Source organism: Stappia sp. MMSF_3263, from assembly GCF_030733745.1.
In the GTDB taxonomy this organism is placed as follows: domain Bacteria; phylum Pseudomonadota; class Alphaproteobacteria; order Rhizobiales; family Stappiaceae; genus Stappia.
Map to the genome: position 1 here is coordinate 377,229 of NZ_JASHIK010000001.1, position 13,779 is coordinate 391,007.

Below are 13,779 nucleotides of genomic sequence, written 5' to 3' on the forward strand. Positions count from 1 at the left end.
TGTGCCCGCCAGGGCGGGCGCCGTTTCCAGGCAAGCAGGGACAGGAACCATGGTCAATCGCAAGCGCGTTTGCGTCATCGGCGCCGGCGTCAGCGGACTTGCGTCCGCACGCGCCTTTCGGGACAAGGGGCACGAGGTTACCGTGCTCGAACGCAGCCAGGAGCTTGGCGGGGTGTGGGCCCCGTCGCGCTCCTATCCGGGCATCCGCACCCAGAGCCCGAAGGACCTCTACCGCTATACCGGTCTTTCCATGCCGAAGGATTATCCGGAATGGCCGAGCGGGGCTCAGGTGCATGCCTATCTCACGGCGTTCGCCGAACGCTTCGACCTGCTGCCGCTGATCCGCTTCGGCGAAAGCGTCACGGCCATGCAGCGACGCGACGGCGGTGGCTGGGACCTGGAGGTCGAGAGCCGGGACGGCACCCGCGCTCGCGAGGGCTTCGACTTCGTCGTGGTCGCGAGCGGCACCTTCACCGACCCCAACCGCCTGCATCATCCGGGCGAGGAGGCGTTTCTCGACGGCGGCGGGCGCATCCTCCATTCCAGCGAATACACCGATCCGGCGCTGGTCAGGGGCAGGAAGGTCGTCGTCCTCGGCTTTTCCAAGTCGGCGACGGATGTTGCCGTCAACGCGGTGAAGGAAGGTGCCGAGGAGGTTAGCATCGTCTATCTGGAACCGGTCTGGCGCGTGCCTTATCGGTTCGGTGGCCTGGTGAATTTCAAGCATATCCTCTACTGCCGCGCCTCCGAGTGCATGTTCCCGCCCTGGAGCGAGGGACGGGTGGCCCGCACGGTCCGGGCGCTGACCAAGCCGCTTGTCTGGGCCAACTGGCGGGGCCTTGAGACACTCTTGACGGCCCAGTTCGGACTGAAGCGGCTCGGCTTGCGCCCCGGCCAGCCGATCGAAAGCACCATCGCCTGCGGACTGCCGATCGCCACCGAAGGGTTCTTCGACCTGGTGCGCAAGGGCAGGATCCGTGCCGTCCAGGGCACGTTCGAGCGCTACGAGAACGGCGAGGTCGTGCTCTCCGGCGGCGAGCGAATCCCCCTCGATCTGGCGATTCAGGCGGTCGGCTGGAAACTCGGCGTGCCCTATCTCGACGAGGCAACGCGGGAGGCGCTCGTTGCGCCCGACGGCCAGTACCGGCTCTACCGGTTGATCGTCAATCCGGATGTGCCGGATCTCGGCTTCGTCGGGTTCAACTCGAGCTTTGCCACCGTGCTGACCAGCGACATCGCCGCCCAGTGGCTGGTGCGCTACGCCGACGGGAAGCTCGAGAACCAGCCGGATGAGAGGGAAATGACCCGCTGGATCGAGGAACACATGGCGTGGCGCCAGTCGGTACGCCCGGCCGCCCGGATCTATGGCGGCCTGTGTTCGGCGCCTTACCACTTCCGTCACCTCGACGAACTTCTCTCCGATATCGGCGCCAGCCAGCGCCGGCGGAACCCGCTTGCCGAGACCTTCCTGCCGCCGGATGCGGAAGCCTATGGCCGTTTTCTCGAAAGCGCCCCGGCCTACTCCGTCAGTTGATGGGTGGGGGATACGAAAACGGGGCCGGATTGCTCCGGCCCCGTCGATCTCCGGGCGCAGCCGGGTTCGCTCAGAGGGCGAACTGATAAGCGGCGGGTACCCAGCGGTAGCTTTCCCCGGCGGTTTCCAGATAGCCGAGCGCGGGGAACGGCATGTGATAGCCGGTCACGGGAATCTTCTCCGCGATGATCAGGTCGAACATCGTCTTGCGCGTCGCAGCCGCCTTTTCCTTGTCCATGTCGTAGCGCACGTGCCAGTCCGGGCGTTGGATCGACACGACGAAATGGTTGGCGATATCGCCCCAGATCAGGAGCTGCTTGCCGCCACTCGAAAGGTGGAAGGACATGTGCCCCGGTGTATGTCCCGGGGTGTCGAGGCCCAGGATGCCGGGCACGACTTCCTTGTGGCCGCCGACGAAGGTCATCTTTTCGGCGAGCGGCTTGACGTTTGTCTGCACCAGCCGCGCGACCCGCTCGGTGGGACCGCTGAGACGGTCCTCATGGGTCCAGAAGTCGAACTCGGTCTGACCTGTCACGTAGCGCGCGTTCGGATAGGTCGGCACGCCATTGGTCATCAGTCCGCCGATGTGGTCGGGATGCATGTGGGTGAGGACGACGATATCGACCTGCTCCGGGGAATATCCGGCGGAGGCGAGTTGCGCCGTCAAAGATCCGTTGTCGCCGCCAAGGCCTGTATCGAACAGCACCAGTTCGGAGCCTGTATTCACGATCACCGGTGTGAAGCCGTTGACCATCTTGTCGGAAGGCAGGTGGTTTGCTGCCAGCAGCTCCGATACGGCTGCCGCATCCTGGTTCTCGCCGAAGATCGGATGCGGACCGTCCATGGTGCGGGCCGCATCAAGCATCATGGTGACTTCGAAGTCGCCCACCTTGACGCGGTTGAAGGTGGGGGTGGCGACGCCGAGCATCGGAGCGGCGGCGCTCGCGCGTCCGCTTGCGGAGATGATGGCAGGCGCGGCGATGGCAGCGGTCGCGGCGCCGGCGATCAATGCGCGGCGGTTCAGGTTCACTACACTCATGTCCCATATCCTCCCGTCGGGATGCCTGTAACGGTCGAAGCCGAACTTAGGCCCTGGAAGACGCTGGGGAAGCCGTGATCACGCATCCGTGAACGGCCTCCCTCCGTTTCATTGCACAAGGGGAGCCACCAGCACCGTCCCCTCCCGCATCACCGGCACCCAGACCGCTCCGGCGGCGGCGTCCACGGCAAAGTCGGCCGGCCCGTGGACATCGCGCGGCAGCGACAGCCTTGCCAGTTCTGTTCCGTCTCCGGCGTGCAGCGAGAGGACGCCCGGCGCCGGCGGGTCGAACGACCGCCAGTCGGAGAGCAGCATCCTTTCGTCCCGCAGCAGCACGAGACCGTCGAGAATGCCATGCGGCCCTCTGTCGAGCTTGCGCACTTGGCCATCCACCGTCACCTCGAACAGGTCACCGCCTTCGAACCGGGCGCCGAGACCGACGACGAGGAGCCTGTTCCCGCGTGCGTCCCAGGCAATGCCGTTGGCGCCGGGAATGCCGGAGGCGACGCTCGTAAAGGCGCCTGTCCCGAGATCGACCCGGTAGACGGCGCCGCGCAGGGTGTCGGTGACGGCAAGCCCTTCCGGCACGCTCGCCAGGTCATTGAGCAGGCTGGGACCGCCCGCCGGAACGCGTGCCTCGAAGACCTTCCGGCGGGAGGAAATATCGAAGCCGACAATGCGGTCGATGTCGGCGACATAGAGACGGCCGTCCGCAAGCGCCATGCCCTTGGGCGCGTCGAGCGTCTCGCCGTCCGCCGGGAAGGCGCGCAGGGCGACGACACGTCCTCCCGCGTCCAATTCGCTGATGAAGCCGTCGCCGTCATGCCCGGTCGGATCGAGTTTCGCGCCGAGATTGGAGACGAACCTGCGCGGTCCGTCGATCAGCACGCTTTCGGGGTTGCTGAAGCCTTCGAGGGTCTTGGCAGGTGTGTCTGCCCGAACGCCCGAGCAGGCGAGGGCGACAAGGATGCCGGCAAAAATGGGAGCAAGTGTGCAACGCATCGGTTCTCTCCGGTGATCAGATGAGCGCAGACTAGAGGCCCGGAATGTCACTTGCGGTTCCGTTCCGACCAGGTTTGAACCCGATCCGGTCACACCGGCTTTGCCGGGCGTCAGCCGATGGCCTAGTCTCGCGCCATGATGGACAACGGTTTTTTGAGAAACGAACTGGCAAGCCGGCTGCGCGAGGGATTGTCGCGCTTCCGCCTCGAGGGCGTGACCGGAATGTCGGAGCACGCGCCCGGACTGTTCTCCTACTGCGCGCTCGAACGGGAGAGGCTGGCCTGTGTACGGCTTGACCAGCCGCTGATCGGCATCGTGCTGTCCGGGGCGAAGGAGGTGTGGCTCGGAGACGTGTCGGAACGGTTTTCCGCCGGAACGGCGTTCGTCCTGCCTGCGGCGGTCGACCTGGAGATCGTCAACGAGCCCGATGGACGGACGCATCTTTACCAGTCGCTGATCCTGCCGGTCGAGCCGGACATGCTGCCCCAGGTCGGCCCGGGCGAAACGGCAAGGGTGCCGTCGCAAGACACCTTTGTCGTTCCCCTGACACCCGGGCGGGTCCAGGCCCTGCTGCATGCGGCCGACGCCATTGATGCAGGACCGGCGGAGGCCGTCCTGCGCACGGCGCGGCTTCACGAACTGCTTGCCCTGCTGCACGACGCACCGGCCGCAAGGCCGCTCTTCGACGTGACGCTCGCCGAGCGTGTCGCCCGTCTCGTGCGCGCCGAACTGGACAGGAGATGGACGGCAGCCGACATCGCCACGCGTCTGGCCTTGTCGGAATCGACGCTGCGGCGCCGCCTCGCGGGCGAAGGGCAGGCGCTGTCGGTGATCCTGCGACGCGAGAGAATGGGTGTTGCACGCCGGCTGATCGCGCAAGGCGCGGCAAGCGGAGCGGCCGGGCTGGCCGTCGGTTATGCGTCAAGGGCGCATTTCGCCCGGGCCTTCCGCGCCACCTTTGGGGTCAATCCGGCCGAGGTGACGTCCCTGTCCTAGGCCTCGCGCAGCTTGCCGCGCTTCAGGTGCTCGTCCAGTCTCGGCATTATTTCGACGAAGTTGCAGGGCATGTGGCGGTAGTCGAGCTGCCACTTCAGAATTCCGTCCCAGGCATCCTTGCAGGCGCCGGGCGAGCCTGGCAGCACGAACACATAGGTCGCGTCGATGACGCCGCCGGTCGCGCGGGACTGGATCGTCGAGGTGCCGATCTTGTCGTAGGAGATGCGATGGAAGACTTCGGAGAAGCCGTCCATGCGCTTGTCGAACAGCGGCTCGATCGCCTCCGGCGTCACGTCGCGGCCGGTGAAGCCGGTGCCGCCGGTGGTGATCACCACGTCGACGCCGTCCGACTGGGTCCAGCCCTTCACGACGGTGCGGATCTTCTCCACATCGTCGGTGACGATGTCCCGGCCGGCGAGAACGTGACCCGCCTCGGTGATCCGGGTGGCGAGCGTCGTGCCCGAGCGGTCCTCCTCCAGCGACCGAGTGTCAGACACGGTCAGTACCGCGATGTTGAGAGGGACGAAGGGACGGCTGTCATCAATGCGATGCATGAGCGTGGTGATCCTCTGAGGGACTGCGGGCGGGCAAGACAAGCACGCGATTGCGGTGCAGGATAGGGCGGTCGGCACCCGCGCGCCAGACGGCGAGCGGTCGCAGGCGCAAGGCGCGGCGGTTGTGCCGCGCCAGCAGGCAGGGAGGCGAGGGGATGGATTGGACGAGGTCCATCGATGCCTATTGCGAACGGCTCGATCCCGGGTTCTGGGCCGAGCCGGTCAATGCGTTGACCAATGCTGGCTTTCTCGTTGCCGCCGTTGCTGTCTGGATTTTCTGGCGCGCGGAACAGCAGCGCGATGTGCCACGCACGCCTGCCGGCGACTGGGCAGTGCCCGCGCTCATATTCATCCTTTTCGTGATCGGCATCGGATCGTTTCTGTTTCACACCATCGCCACGCGCTGGTCGGCGCTAGCCGATGTGGTGCCGATTGCCGTCTTCATCCATTTCTATTTCTTCCTGGCGATGCGGCGCATTCTTTGTCTTGGACTTGTCCTCTCGGTGGCGCTGACCCTTGTCTTCCTGTTCGCAGGCTACGGGGTGGCGCCGCTGCTTTCCGGGGCGATCGGCTCCTCCGCCAGCTACGTGCCGGCGGCTGTCGCCATCCTGGCTGTGGCCGCGGTGGCCCGCCGGCTCAACCGCGCGGCGGCAGGCCCGCTTGCGCTCGTCGGGGCGATCTTCATGATTTCCCTTGCCTTCAGGACGGCCGATATCCCATTTTGCCCGTCTTTCCCTTTGGGAACGCATTTCGTATGGCATTGCCTGAATGCCGTGGTCCTGTACCTGTTGATTCGCACCCTCATCCGGACGAGCCTGCGCTCGTGAGAGACGAGGCACCGGTTGGGGGCGAGTTCGAAGGGGAGGGGAGCGGGTCGATGGTAAGCCGTCGCAAGTTTCGTCAGCCAGCCTCAAGTGGATCGTCATGACCGACAAGAAGACACCGGAAACGCCCGCCAACGATCTCGACGAGGCAGCTCTCTTCTACCACCGCTACCCGCATCCGGGGAAACTGGAGATCCAGGCGACCAAGCCGCTCGGCAACCAGCGCGACCTTGCCCTTGCCTATTCACCTGGCGTCGCCGCGCCTTGCATGGAGATCGCCCGCGATCCCTCGCTCGCGGCGGACTATACCGCGCGCGGCAACCTCGTTGCGGTCATCTCCAACGGGACCGCCGTTCTCGGCCTCGGCGCCATCGGGCCGCTTGCTTCCAAGCCGGTCATGGAAGGCAAGGCGGTCCTGTTCAAGAAGTTCGCCGGCATCGACGTCTTCGACATCGAGGTCGACGAGCTCGATGTCGACCGCTTCGTCGACGCGGTGGCGGTGCTGGAGCCGACCTTCGGCGGCATCAACCTGGAAGACATCAAGGCCCCCGAGTGCTTCATGATCGAGCGCGCATTGCGCGAGCGGATGAACATTCCCGTCTTCCACGACGATCAGCACGGCACGGCGATCATTGTTGCGGCCGCCGTCAAGAACGCGCTGGAGCTGGCCGGCAAGGACATCTCCGAGGTGAAAATCGTCGCCTCGGGCGCCGGGGCCGCGGCACTCGCCTGCCTCAACCTGCTGGTGTCGCTGGGCGCGCGCCACGAGAACATCTTCGTCACCGACATCGAGGGTGTGGTCTACAAGGGCCGCGAGACCCTGATGGACGAGTGGAAATCGGTCTTCGCCCAGGAGACGGATGCCCGCACCCTGGCCGACGTCATCCCGGGAGCGGACGTCTTTCTGGGCCTGTCCGCCGCCGGCGTGCTGAAGCCGGAGATGGTCGCGAGCATGGCGGAAAAGCCGCTGATCCTGGCGCTCGCCAACCCGCGGCCGGAGATCATGCCGGAGGCGGCGCTCGCCGTGCGCGACGACGTGATGATGTGCACGGGCCGCTCGGACTATCCCAACCAGGTCAACAACGTCCTCTGCTTCCCCTACATCTTCCGCGGTGCGCTCGATGTCGGCGCGACCTCGATCAATGAGGAGATGAAGCTCGCGGCCGTCGCGGCGATTGCCGAACTGGCCCGGGAGGAGCCGTCCGAGATTGCGGCGCGGGCCTATGGCGGCGTCAGCGAGACCTTCGGGCCAAAATACCTGATCCCCTCGCCCTTCGACCAGCGTCTCATCCTGCGCATCGCGCCGGCGGTGGCGCGCGCAGCGATGGAGACCGGTGTCGCCGCCCGGCCGATCGAGGATTTCGACGCCTATCACGACAGGCTCAACCGGTTCGTTTTCCGCTCCGGCCTGATCATGAAGCCGATCATCGCGGCCGCCCGTGACAGCGACACGCGCATCATCTACTCCAACGGCGAGGACGAGCGTGTGCTGCGTGCAGCACAGGTGCTGATCGAGGACCGGCTGGCACGACCGATCCTGATCGGACGTCCGTCGGTGATCGAGGCACGCTGCGAGCGTTTCGGCCTCAGGGTCAGGCCGGGCCGCGAATTCGAATGCATCAATCCGGAGGACGATCCGCGCTACCGCGACTATGTCGACAGCCTGCTGTCGCTGATCGGCCGGCGCGGCGTGACGCCCGAGGCGGCGCGCACCATGGTGCGCTCCAACACCACGGTGATCGGCGCGCTGGCCTTGCATCGCGGCGAGGCGGATGCGCTGATCTGCGGGCTCGAGGGCCGCTACTCCAAGCATCTGGCCGACGTGCGGGGCATTATCGGCACGGCGCCCGGCGTTCAGGATTTCTCCGCCCTGTCGCTGCTGATCAATTCGGGCGGTGCGACCTTCTTCACCGACACCTATGTCACCATCGACCCTTGCGCCCGCGAGATTGCCGAAACGACGATGCTCGCCGCCGAGGAAATCCGCCGCTTCGGCATCACCCCGCGCGCGGCTCTCCTTTCGGCCTCCAACTTCGGTTCACGGGACATGGAGTCGGCGGAAAGGATGCGCGAGGCCCTCGCCATGTTGCAGGAACTTGCCCCCGATCTGGAGGTCGATGGCGAAATGCACGGCGACAGCGCGCTGTCGGTGGCGATGCGCGGACGGGTGATGCCGGACTCACGCCTGACCGGCGAGGCGAACCTGCTGGTCTTCCCCTCGCTCGATGCGGCCAACATCGCTCTCAACCTCGTCAAGGTGATGACCGACAGCCTGCATGTCGGCCCGATCCTGCTCGGCACGGCCAAGCCCATGCACATTCTCACCCCGTCGGTAACCTCGCGCGGCGTGGTGAACATGTCGGCCTTCGCTGCCGTGGAAGCTCAGACCCGCAGCCGCGCCTGACCAGAATTCATTTGCCGGCTTTGTCATGATCGTGTTGACTCGCGTCATGAAAGCGTCGTCCGGCTGATGCATCCTGACTGGGCCGGAGAGGCGCTGCAGGGTGGAAACGATGGCACATGTTCTGGTGGTCTACGCGACGACGGAAGGCCAGACGCAAAAGATCGCGGGCCGCGTCGCCGACTGGCTGCGGGCCGCCGGCGACCAGGCGACGCTGGTCGATGCCCGCGCCGCCGCGGCGCTTGAGCTCGGCACCTTCGATGCGGCGATCCTGGCCGCCTCGCTTCATGTCGGGCGTCACCAGGCCGAGATGGTCGATTTCATTCGCAAGCAGCGCGCCCGGCTCGACCGTGTGCCCACCGCCTTCATCTCGGTCAGCCTGTCGGCGACCTCCAGGCTGGAGGAGGATCTTGCCGGGGCCCGGGCCGCGGTGGAGGACATGTTCGACGAACTCGACTGGGAGGCAACGAGCGTGCATCTCGCCGCCGGGGCCGTGCACGACCGGCGCATGAGCTTTCTCAAGCGCTGGGTCATCCACCGGATCCTGCGCGAGAAGGGCGTTTCGATGGATCCGTCCGGCGACATGGAGTTCACGGACTGGGCCGCCCTCGATGTTTTCCTGCAGACCTTCATGGAACGGGCGAGGACAGCGGGACGCGAATACGCGTGAGGCCGCGCGATGCGCGGCCTCCTGACTTGACTTGCTCGAGGATGAAACCGCCCGAAAAGGGGCGGTGTCTCACATGTTCGGGTAGTTCGGTCCCCCGGCCCCTTCCGGCACGGTCCAGGTGATATTGCCGTTCGGATCCTTGATGTCGCAGGTCTTGCAGTGGACGCAGTTCTGCGCGTTGATCTGGAAGCGCGGGGCGTCCTCGCCTTCCTCGATCCATTCATAGACGCCGGCCGGGCAGTAGCGGTTCGAGGGGCCGGCGAAGACGTCATGTTCCGACGCCTTCTGCAGTGCCTCGTCCTTCACCTTCAGATGGATCGGCTGGTCTTCCTCGTGATTTGTGTTCGACAGGAACACGGAGGAGAGCTTGTCGAAGGAGACCTCGCCGTCCGGCTTCGGATAGGCGATGGGGCTGTGCCTGGAAGCCGGCTCAAGGCCTTCGGAATCGCGCTTGCCGTGCGAGAGCGTACCGAAGAAGGAGACACCGAAAAGCTCGTTGGTCCACATGTCGAGGCCGCCGAGCATGGTGCCCAGCAGCGTGCCGAAACGCGACAGCAGCGGCTTGACGTTGCGCACCTTCTTCAGGTCGCGGCCGATCTCGCTCTCGCGCCAGGCAGTGTCGTAGTGACCGAGCTCGCTGTTCGCCTCGCCGCGCGCGATCGCCGCCGCGACTTCCTCGGCCGCCAGCATGCCCGACAGCATGGCATTGTGCGAACCCTTGATGCGTGGCACGTTGACGAAGCCGGCCGAACAGCCGATGAGCAACCCGCCGGGGAAGGAGAGTTTCGGAACCGACTGGTAGCCACCCTCGGTGATGGCGCGCGCGCCGTAGGAGATGCGCTTGCCGCCCTCGAACGTGTCGCGGATGGCCGGGTGGGTCTTGAACCGCTGGAACTCGTCGAAGGGCGACAGATACGGGTTCTTGTAGTTGAGGTGGACGACGAAGCCGACGGCGACCTGATTGTCCTCAAGGTGATAGAGGAACGAGCCGCCACCGGTCCTGTTGTCGAGCGGCCAGCCGAAGGAATGCTGGACGAGGCCCGGACGGTGCTGCTCCGGCGCGACCTGCCACAGCTCCTTGATGCCGATGCCGAATTTCGGGAAATCGCTGTCCTTGTCGAGGTCGAAGCGGGCGATCAGCTCCTTGGCCAGCGAGCCGCGCACGCCTTCCGCGATCAGCACGTATTTGCCGCGCAGCTCCATGCCGCGGGTGAAACCGGCGTTCGGCTTGCCGTCGCGGCCGACGCCCATGTCGCCGGTGGCGACGCCCACGACACGGCCCTCGTCGTCGTAGAGCACCTCGGCGGCGGCGAAGCCGGGATAGATCTCGACGCCAAGCCCTTCCGCCTTTTCGGCTAGCCAGCGGCAGACATTGCCAAGGGAAACGATGTAGTTGCCGTGATTGTTCATCAGCGGCGGCATCATCAGGTTCGGCAGGCGCATGGAGCCCGCCGGCCCGAGCACGAGGAAATGATCGGCCGTCACCTCCGTCTTGAACGGGGTGTCGGCTTCCTCGCGCCAGCCCGGCAGCAGCTTGTCGACACCGACCGGGTCGACCACGGCGCCGGAAAGGATGTGGGCGCCGACTTCCGAGCCTTTTTCCAGCACGACGACGGAGAGCTCCTCGCCCTTTTCCGCGGCGATCTGCTTGAGCCGGATCGCGGCGGACAGGCCGGCCGGACCGGCGCCGACAATCACGACGTCGAAATCCATGCTCTCGCGTTCGCCCAGCGTCTCCGTTTCGCTCATAGCACTCTCCCTCTCATGTGCCCTGTGCCTCGCCTTTTCGCGCTTTCTGTTTAGTGCAGCGCGAAAGTCGCTGCAATGTCGATAAGCCAATGACAGGGATATTACGTTTACGTAAAGGGCATATGCATTGGTGCCTGTGCGGTCAAGCCCAGGCAATTGCGCTTCGCCGGTCGATGCGGCACAACAGGGACATGGAACCAGGAGAACCGATCGACGACCATCCCGCCGGGGACGCGCAGCTTGCCGGCCCGTCGCGTGAGATGTCGGTTGCCGCCGGTCTTGAGGCGCTGCTCGATTTCTATGTCTCCGCGGGTGCCGATGCCTGGCTGGAGAGCGGGCCGGTCGATGCCTTCGCGCTCACGGCGCGGCCACCGGTCGCGCGCCATCCCCAGAGCGGGCAGAATCAGGGTGCGCAGGACCAGGGCGCACAGAACCATGCCGCCCGGCACGATGCGGTGCCCGCGTCCTTGCGCGCCGCGCAGACAGGGCCGGGGGGCGGGCCTGCGCAGGAGCACGCCCGTCCGGTGGCCCAGCCGCCAGCCGCCCTGACCACAGCCTCGGGCGCGGTCCTGCCGGGTGACGAGGCCGTTGTCGCCGCGCGCGATGCGGCCCGCACGGCGGCAACGCTGGAGGAACTGCGTGAGACGCTCGCCCGTTTCGAGGGATGCAACCTGCGCCTGACGGCCAAGTCGCTTGTCTTTGCCGACGGGCCGGCCAACGCGCCGCTGATGTTTGTCGGCGAGGCGCCGGGCCGCGACGAGGACCTGCGCGGGGTGCCGTTCGTGGGCCGCTCCGGGCAGTTGCTCGACCGGATGATCGAGGCGATCGGCCTGACGCGCGGCGACGTCTACATCACCAATGTCGTGCCCTGGCGCCCTCCGGGCAACCGGACCCCGAGCCCGCAGGAAACGGAGATCTGCAAGCCGTTCGTGTTGCGCCAGATCGAGCTTGTGCGCCCGCGCGTGCTGGTCTTCCTGGGAGGTGCGTCCGCCAAGGCGCTGACCGGCGCCCAGGAGGGAATCCTGCGCCTGCGCGGACGCTGGACGCAAATGCCGCTCGGCGACGACGGTGCGATCAAGGCGGTGGCGACGCTGCACCCGGCCTACTTGCTGCGCAACCCGGTGCAGAAGCGGCTCGCCTGGCGCGATTTCCTGGCCGTGCGCGAGGCGCTTGGGTCCCCGCAGGCCGGCTGATCGCCGCGTCGATGGCGTGCACCATCTTTTTCTTCTCGCCGCCGCCACCTATATGGGCAGAGGCCGGTCTTGCGGCTCGCGTGTTTCCGCCTGTTTGATTGAAGGGATTTCTCTTGTTCGACAGTATCCGCCGACGGCTTCCGGGCAAATGGGGCAATGTGCCGACGACAGTTCCGGTCGTCCGCCTGCAGGGCGCCATCGGCATGGCCTCGCCGCTTCGCCCCGGCCTGTCGCTCGCCACGCTCGCTCCCGTGCTCGACAAGGCCTTCGGTTTTGAGGCTCCCGCAGTGGCGCTGGTCATCAACTCGCCCGGCGGGTCGCCGGTGCAGTCGCGCCTGATCCATGACCGGATACGGGAGCTTGCAGGGGAAAAGAAGCGCGAGGTGCTCGTCTTCGTCGAGGACGTCGCGGCCTCGGGCGGCTACATGCTCGCGGTCGCCGGCGACGAGATCTTCGCCGATGCCAGCTCGATCGTCGGCTCCATCGGCGTGGTCTCCGCCGGCTTCGGCTTCACCGAGGCGATCGCGAGGCTTGGCATCGAGCGGCGGGTGCACACGGCCGGCGAAAGCAAGGCGATCCTCGACCCCTTCCGTCCCGAGCGGGACGAGGATGTGCGCCACTTGAAGACGATTCAGCAGGAGATGCACGAGAGCTTTATCGCCTTGGTCAAGGCGCGGCGGGGAGATGTCCTGTCCGAGGCGCCGGACCTTTTCTCCGGCCTGTTCTGGACGGGCAGCACGTCCCGCGACCTGGGGCTTGTCGATGGCATCGGCAATATCCGCTCGGTCCTGCGCGCAAGGTTCGGGGACAAGGTGAGGATGCGGCTCGTGGGCGGCCAGCGGTCGATCTTCTCGCGCAAGCAGGGCGTCGGCGTCTCCGGGGCAAGCCTGCTTTCAGGCGGGTCCTTGAGCGAAGGCTGGGCCGAGGACGCTGTCGCGACGCTGGAGCAGCGCGCATTATGGGCACGCTACGGACTTTAGGCTGAAGCGACCCTCAGTCCGGGAGGATGGAATGGTCAATGTATTTGCAGCAGCGGGACTGGCGATCGGCGGCTACCTGCTTGTCCGTGCCGTTCGCCGGGAAATGGGCCGGGTCGAGAAGAAAGTCTCCAGGGTCGCCCGCAAGACGCCCGACGGACAGCCGATCAAGACGCTCGAACGGGATCCCGAGACGGGCCGCTACCGGCCGAAGGACTGAGCTCGTGTTCCCGGGCGCCGATGGTGCCCGGCACTGCGCTGGTCAGTGCTCGGTTTCGCACAGGGCGTGATCGGCAAGCGTGTGGATCACGTTGCACTCGCCGACGGTCTCTCCGTGGCAACTCGCCAGCACCCGCGACAATTCCCCTTCAAGTCTCCGCAACCGTGCGATCTTCTCGCGAATTCCGGCAAGGTGGCCGGCCGCGATCAGATGGGCCTCCGTGCAGGGCATTTGCGGGTTCTCGCTGAGATGCAGCAATTCTCGGATCGCCTCCAGCGACAGTCCGAGATCGCGGGCATGGCGGATGAAGGTCAGCCGGTCGCGGGCTGCCTGCGAATAGCGCCGCTGGTTGCCGGCCGAGCGAACCGGCTCATCGATCAGTCCCTGCTGCTCGTAATAGCGGATTGTCGGCACCTTCACGCCGCATTGCCGGGACAGTTCGCCGATCGAGTACATCGCTGATCACCCTCTCAAATCTCTAGTCTCTAGAGAAATTAGGGATGTCCGGCCGCGTCGGCAAGGTGACAACAGGGACATGAGCGGGAAAGAGGGGCGCATACATGACGGTGGGAGGGCAGTTCGGCCGGGCCGGACATGCCGCCGGACCGGGGCTGCGCTGT

13 protein-coding genes are annotated in these 13,779 nt (G+C 66.0%); 8 read left to right on the plus strand and 5 right to left on the minus strand.

Features of this window, described 5'->3' with window-relative positions; all coding sequences use genetic code 11:
- Window positions 1-49: 49 nt before the first annotated feature.
- Entirely contained in the window at window positions 50-1,534 is a 1,485-nt protein-coding gene (locus RBB46_RS01800; RefSeq protein WP_306027123.1) for an NAD(P)/FAD-dependent oxidoreductase, read from the plus strand.
- 70 nt (window positions 1,535-1,604) lie between these two features.
- Here the strand turns inward: RBB46_RS01800 and RBB46_RS01805 are convergent, their stop codons facing one another.
- Window positions 1,605-2,573, minus strand: coding sequence for an MBL fold metallo-hydrolase (locus tag RBB46_RS01805; RefSeq protein WP_306027124.1), 969 nt, complete (start codon window positions 2,571-2,573; stop codon window positions 1,605-1,607).
- Window positions 2,574-2,681: 108 nt separating this feature from the next.
- Complete coding sequence (locus RBB46_RS01810) at window positions 2,682-3,575, minus strand: hypothetical protein (protein WP_306027125.1); 894 nt, start codon at window positions 3,573-3,575, stop codon at window positions 2,682-2,684.
- A gap of 153 nt (window positions 3,576-3,728) precedes the next feature.
- Between RBB46_RS01810 and RBB46_RS01815 the strand changes: the two genes are divergently transcribed.
- Window positions 3,729-4,571, plus strand: coding sequence for a helix-turn-helix domain-containing protein (locus tag RBB46_RS01815; RefSeq protein ID WP_306027126.1), 843 nt, complete (start codon window positions 3,729-3,731; stop codon window positions 4,569-4,571).
- Here RBB46_RS01815 and moaB read toward each other — a convergent pair.
- Window positions 4,568-5,125 carry a molybdenum cofactor biosynthesis protein B gene (gene moaB / locus RBB46_RS01820; protein WP_306027127.1) on the minus strand — a complete coding sequence of 186 codons (558 nt, stop codon included), beginning with the start codon at window positions 5,123-5,125 and terminating at the stop codon, window positions 4,568-4,570. The genes RBB46_RS01815 and moaB overlap by 4 nt on opposite strands.
- Before the next feature lie 122 nt (window positions 5,126-5,247).
- On the opposite strand from moaB, the gene RBB46_RS01825 reads away from it, so the two are divergent.
- From RBB46_RS01825 to RBB46_RS01835, 3 genes are all read left to right on the plus strand, one after another.
- Complete coding sequence (locus RBB46_RS01825) at window positions 5,248-5,952, plus strand: hypothetical protein (RefSeq protein WP_336623123.1); 705 nt, start codon at window positions 5,248-5,250, stop codon at window positions 5,950-5,952.
- A 97-nt stretch (window positions 5,953-6,049) separates the two neighbouring features.
- Window positions 6,050-8,353: an NADP-dependent malic enzyme gene (locus RBB46_RS01830; RefSeq protein ID WP_306027128.1), complete on the plus strand. Its 2,304-nt coding sequence runs from the start codon at window positions 6,050-6,052 to the stop codon at window positions 8,351-8,353.
- Between the two features lie 109 nt (window positions 8,354-8,462).
- Window positions 8,463-9,020, plus strand: a complete 558-nt coding sequence (locus tag RBB46_RS01835) for a flavodoxin domain-containing protein (protein WP_306027129.1) — start codon at window positions 8,463-8,465, stop codon at window positions 9,018-9,020.
- 69 nt (window positions 9,021-9,089) lie between these two features.
- Here RBB46_RS01835 and RBB46_RS01840 read toward each other — a convergent pair whose 3' ends face one another.
- Window positions 9,090-10,769 (minus strand): electron transfer flavoprotein-ubiquinone oxidoreductase, encoded by a 1,680-nt coding sequence (locus tag RBB46_RS01840; protein WP_306027130.1) that lies wholly within the window; start codon window positions 10,767-10,769, stop codon window positions 9,090-9,092.
- A gap of 191 nt (window positions 10,770-10,960) precedes the next feature.
- Here RBB46_RS01840 and RBB46_RS01845 point away from each other — a divergent pair, with 191 nt between their 5' ends.
- The 3 genes from RBB46_RS01845 to RBB46_RS01855 all read left to right on the plus strand — a co-directional run bounded on the left by RBB46_RS01845 (window position 10,961) and on the right by RBB46_RS01855 (window position 13,159).
- Window positions 10,961-11,962, plus strand: a complete 1,002-nt coding sequence (locus RBB46_RS01845; protein WP_336623124.1) for a uracil-DNA glycosylase — start codon at window positions 10,961-10,963, stop codon at window positions 11,960-11,962.
- Between the two features lie 113 nt (window positions 11,963-12,075).
- Window positions 12,076-12,942, plus strand: coding sequence for a S49 family peptidase (locus RBB46_RS01850; protein ID WP_306027131.1), 867 nt, complete (start codon window positions 12,076-12,078; stop codon window positions 12,940-12,942).
- A gap of 31 nt (window positions 12,943-12,973) precedes the next feature.
- Window positions 12,974-13,159, plus strand: coding sequence for a hypothetical protein (locus RBB46_RS01855; RefSeq protein WP_306027132.1), 186 nt, complete (start codon window positions 12,974-12,976; stop codon window positions 13,157-13,159).
- A 42-nt stretch (window positions 13,160-13,201) separates the two neighbouring features.
- Here RBB46_RS01855 and RBB46_RS01860 read toward each other — a convergent pair whose 3' ends face one another.
- Window positions 13,202-13,615: a helix-turn-helix domain-containing protein gene (locus RBB46_RS01860; protein ID WP_306027133.1), complete on the minus strand. Its 414-nt coding sequence runs from the start codon at window positions 13,613-13,615 to the stop codon at window positions 13,202-13,204.
- Between the last annotated feature and the right edge of the window lie 164 nt (window positions 13,616-13,779).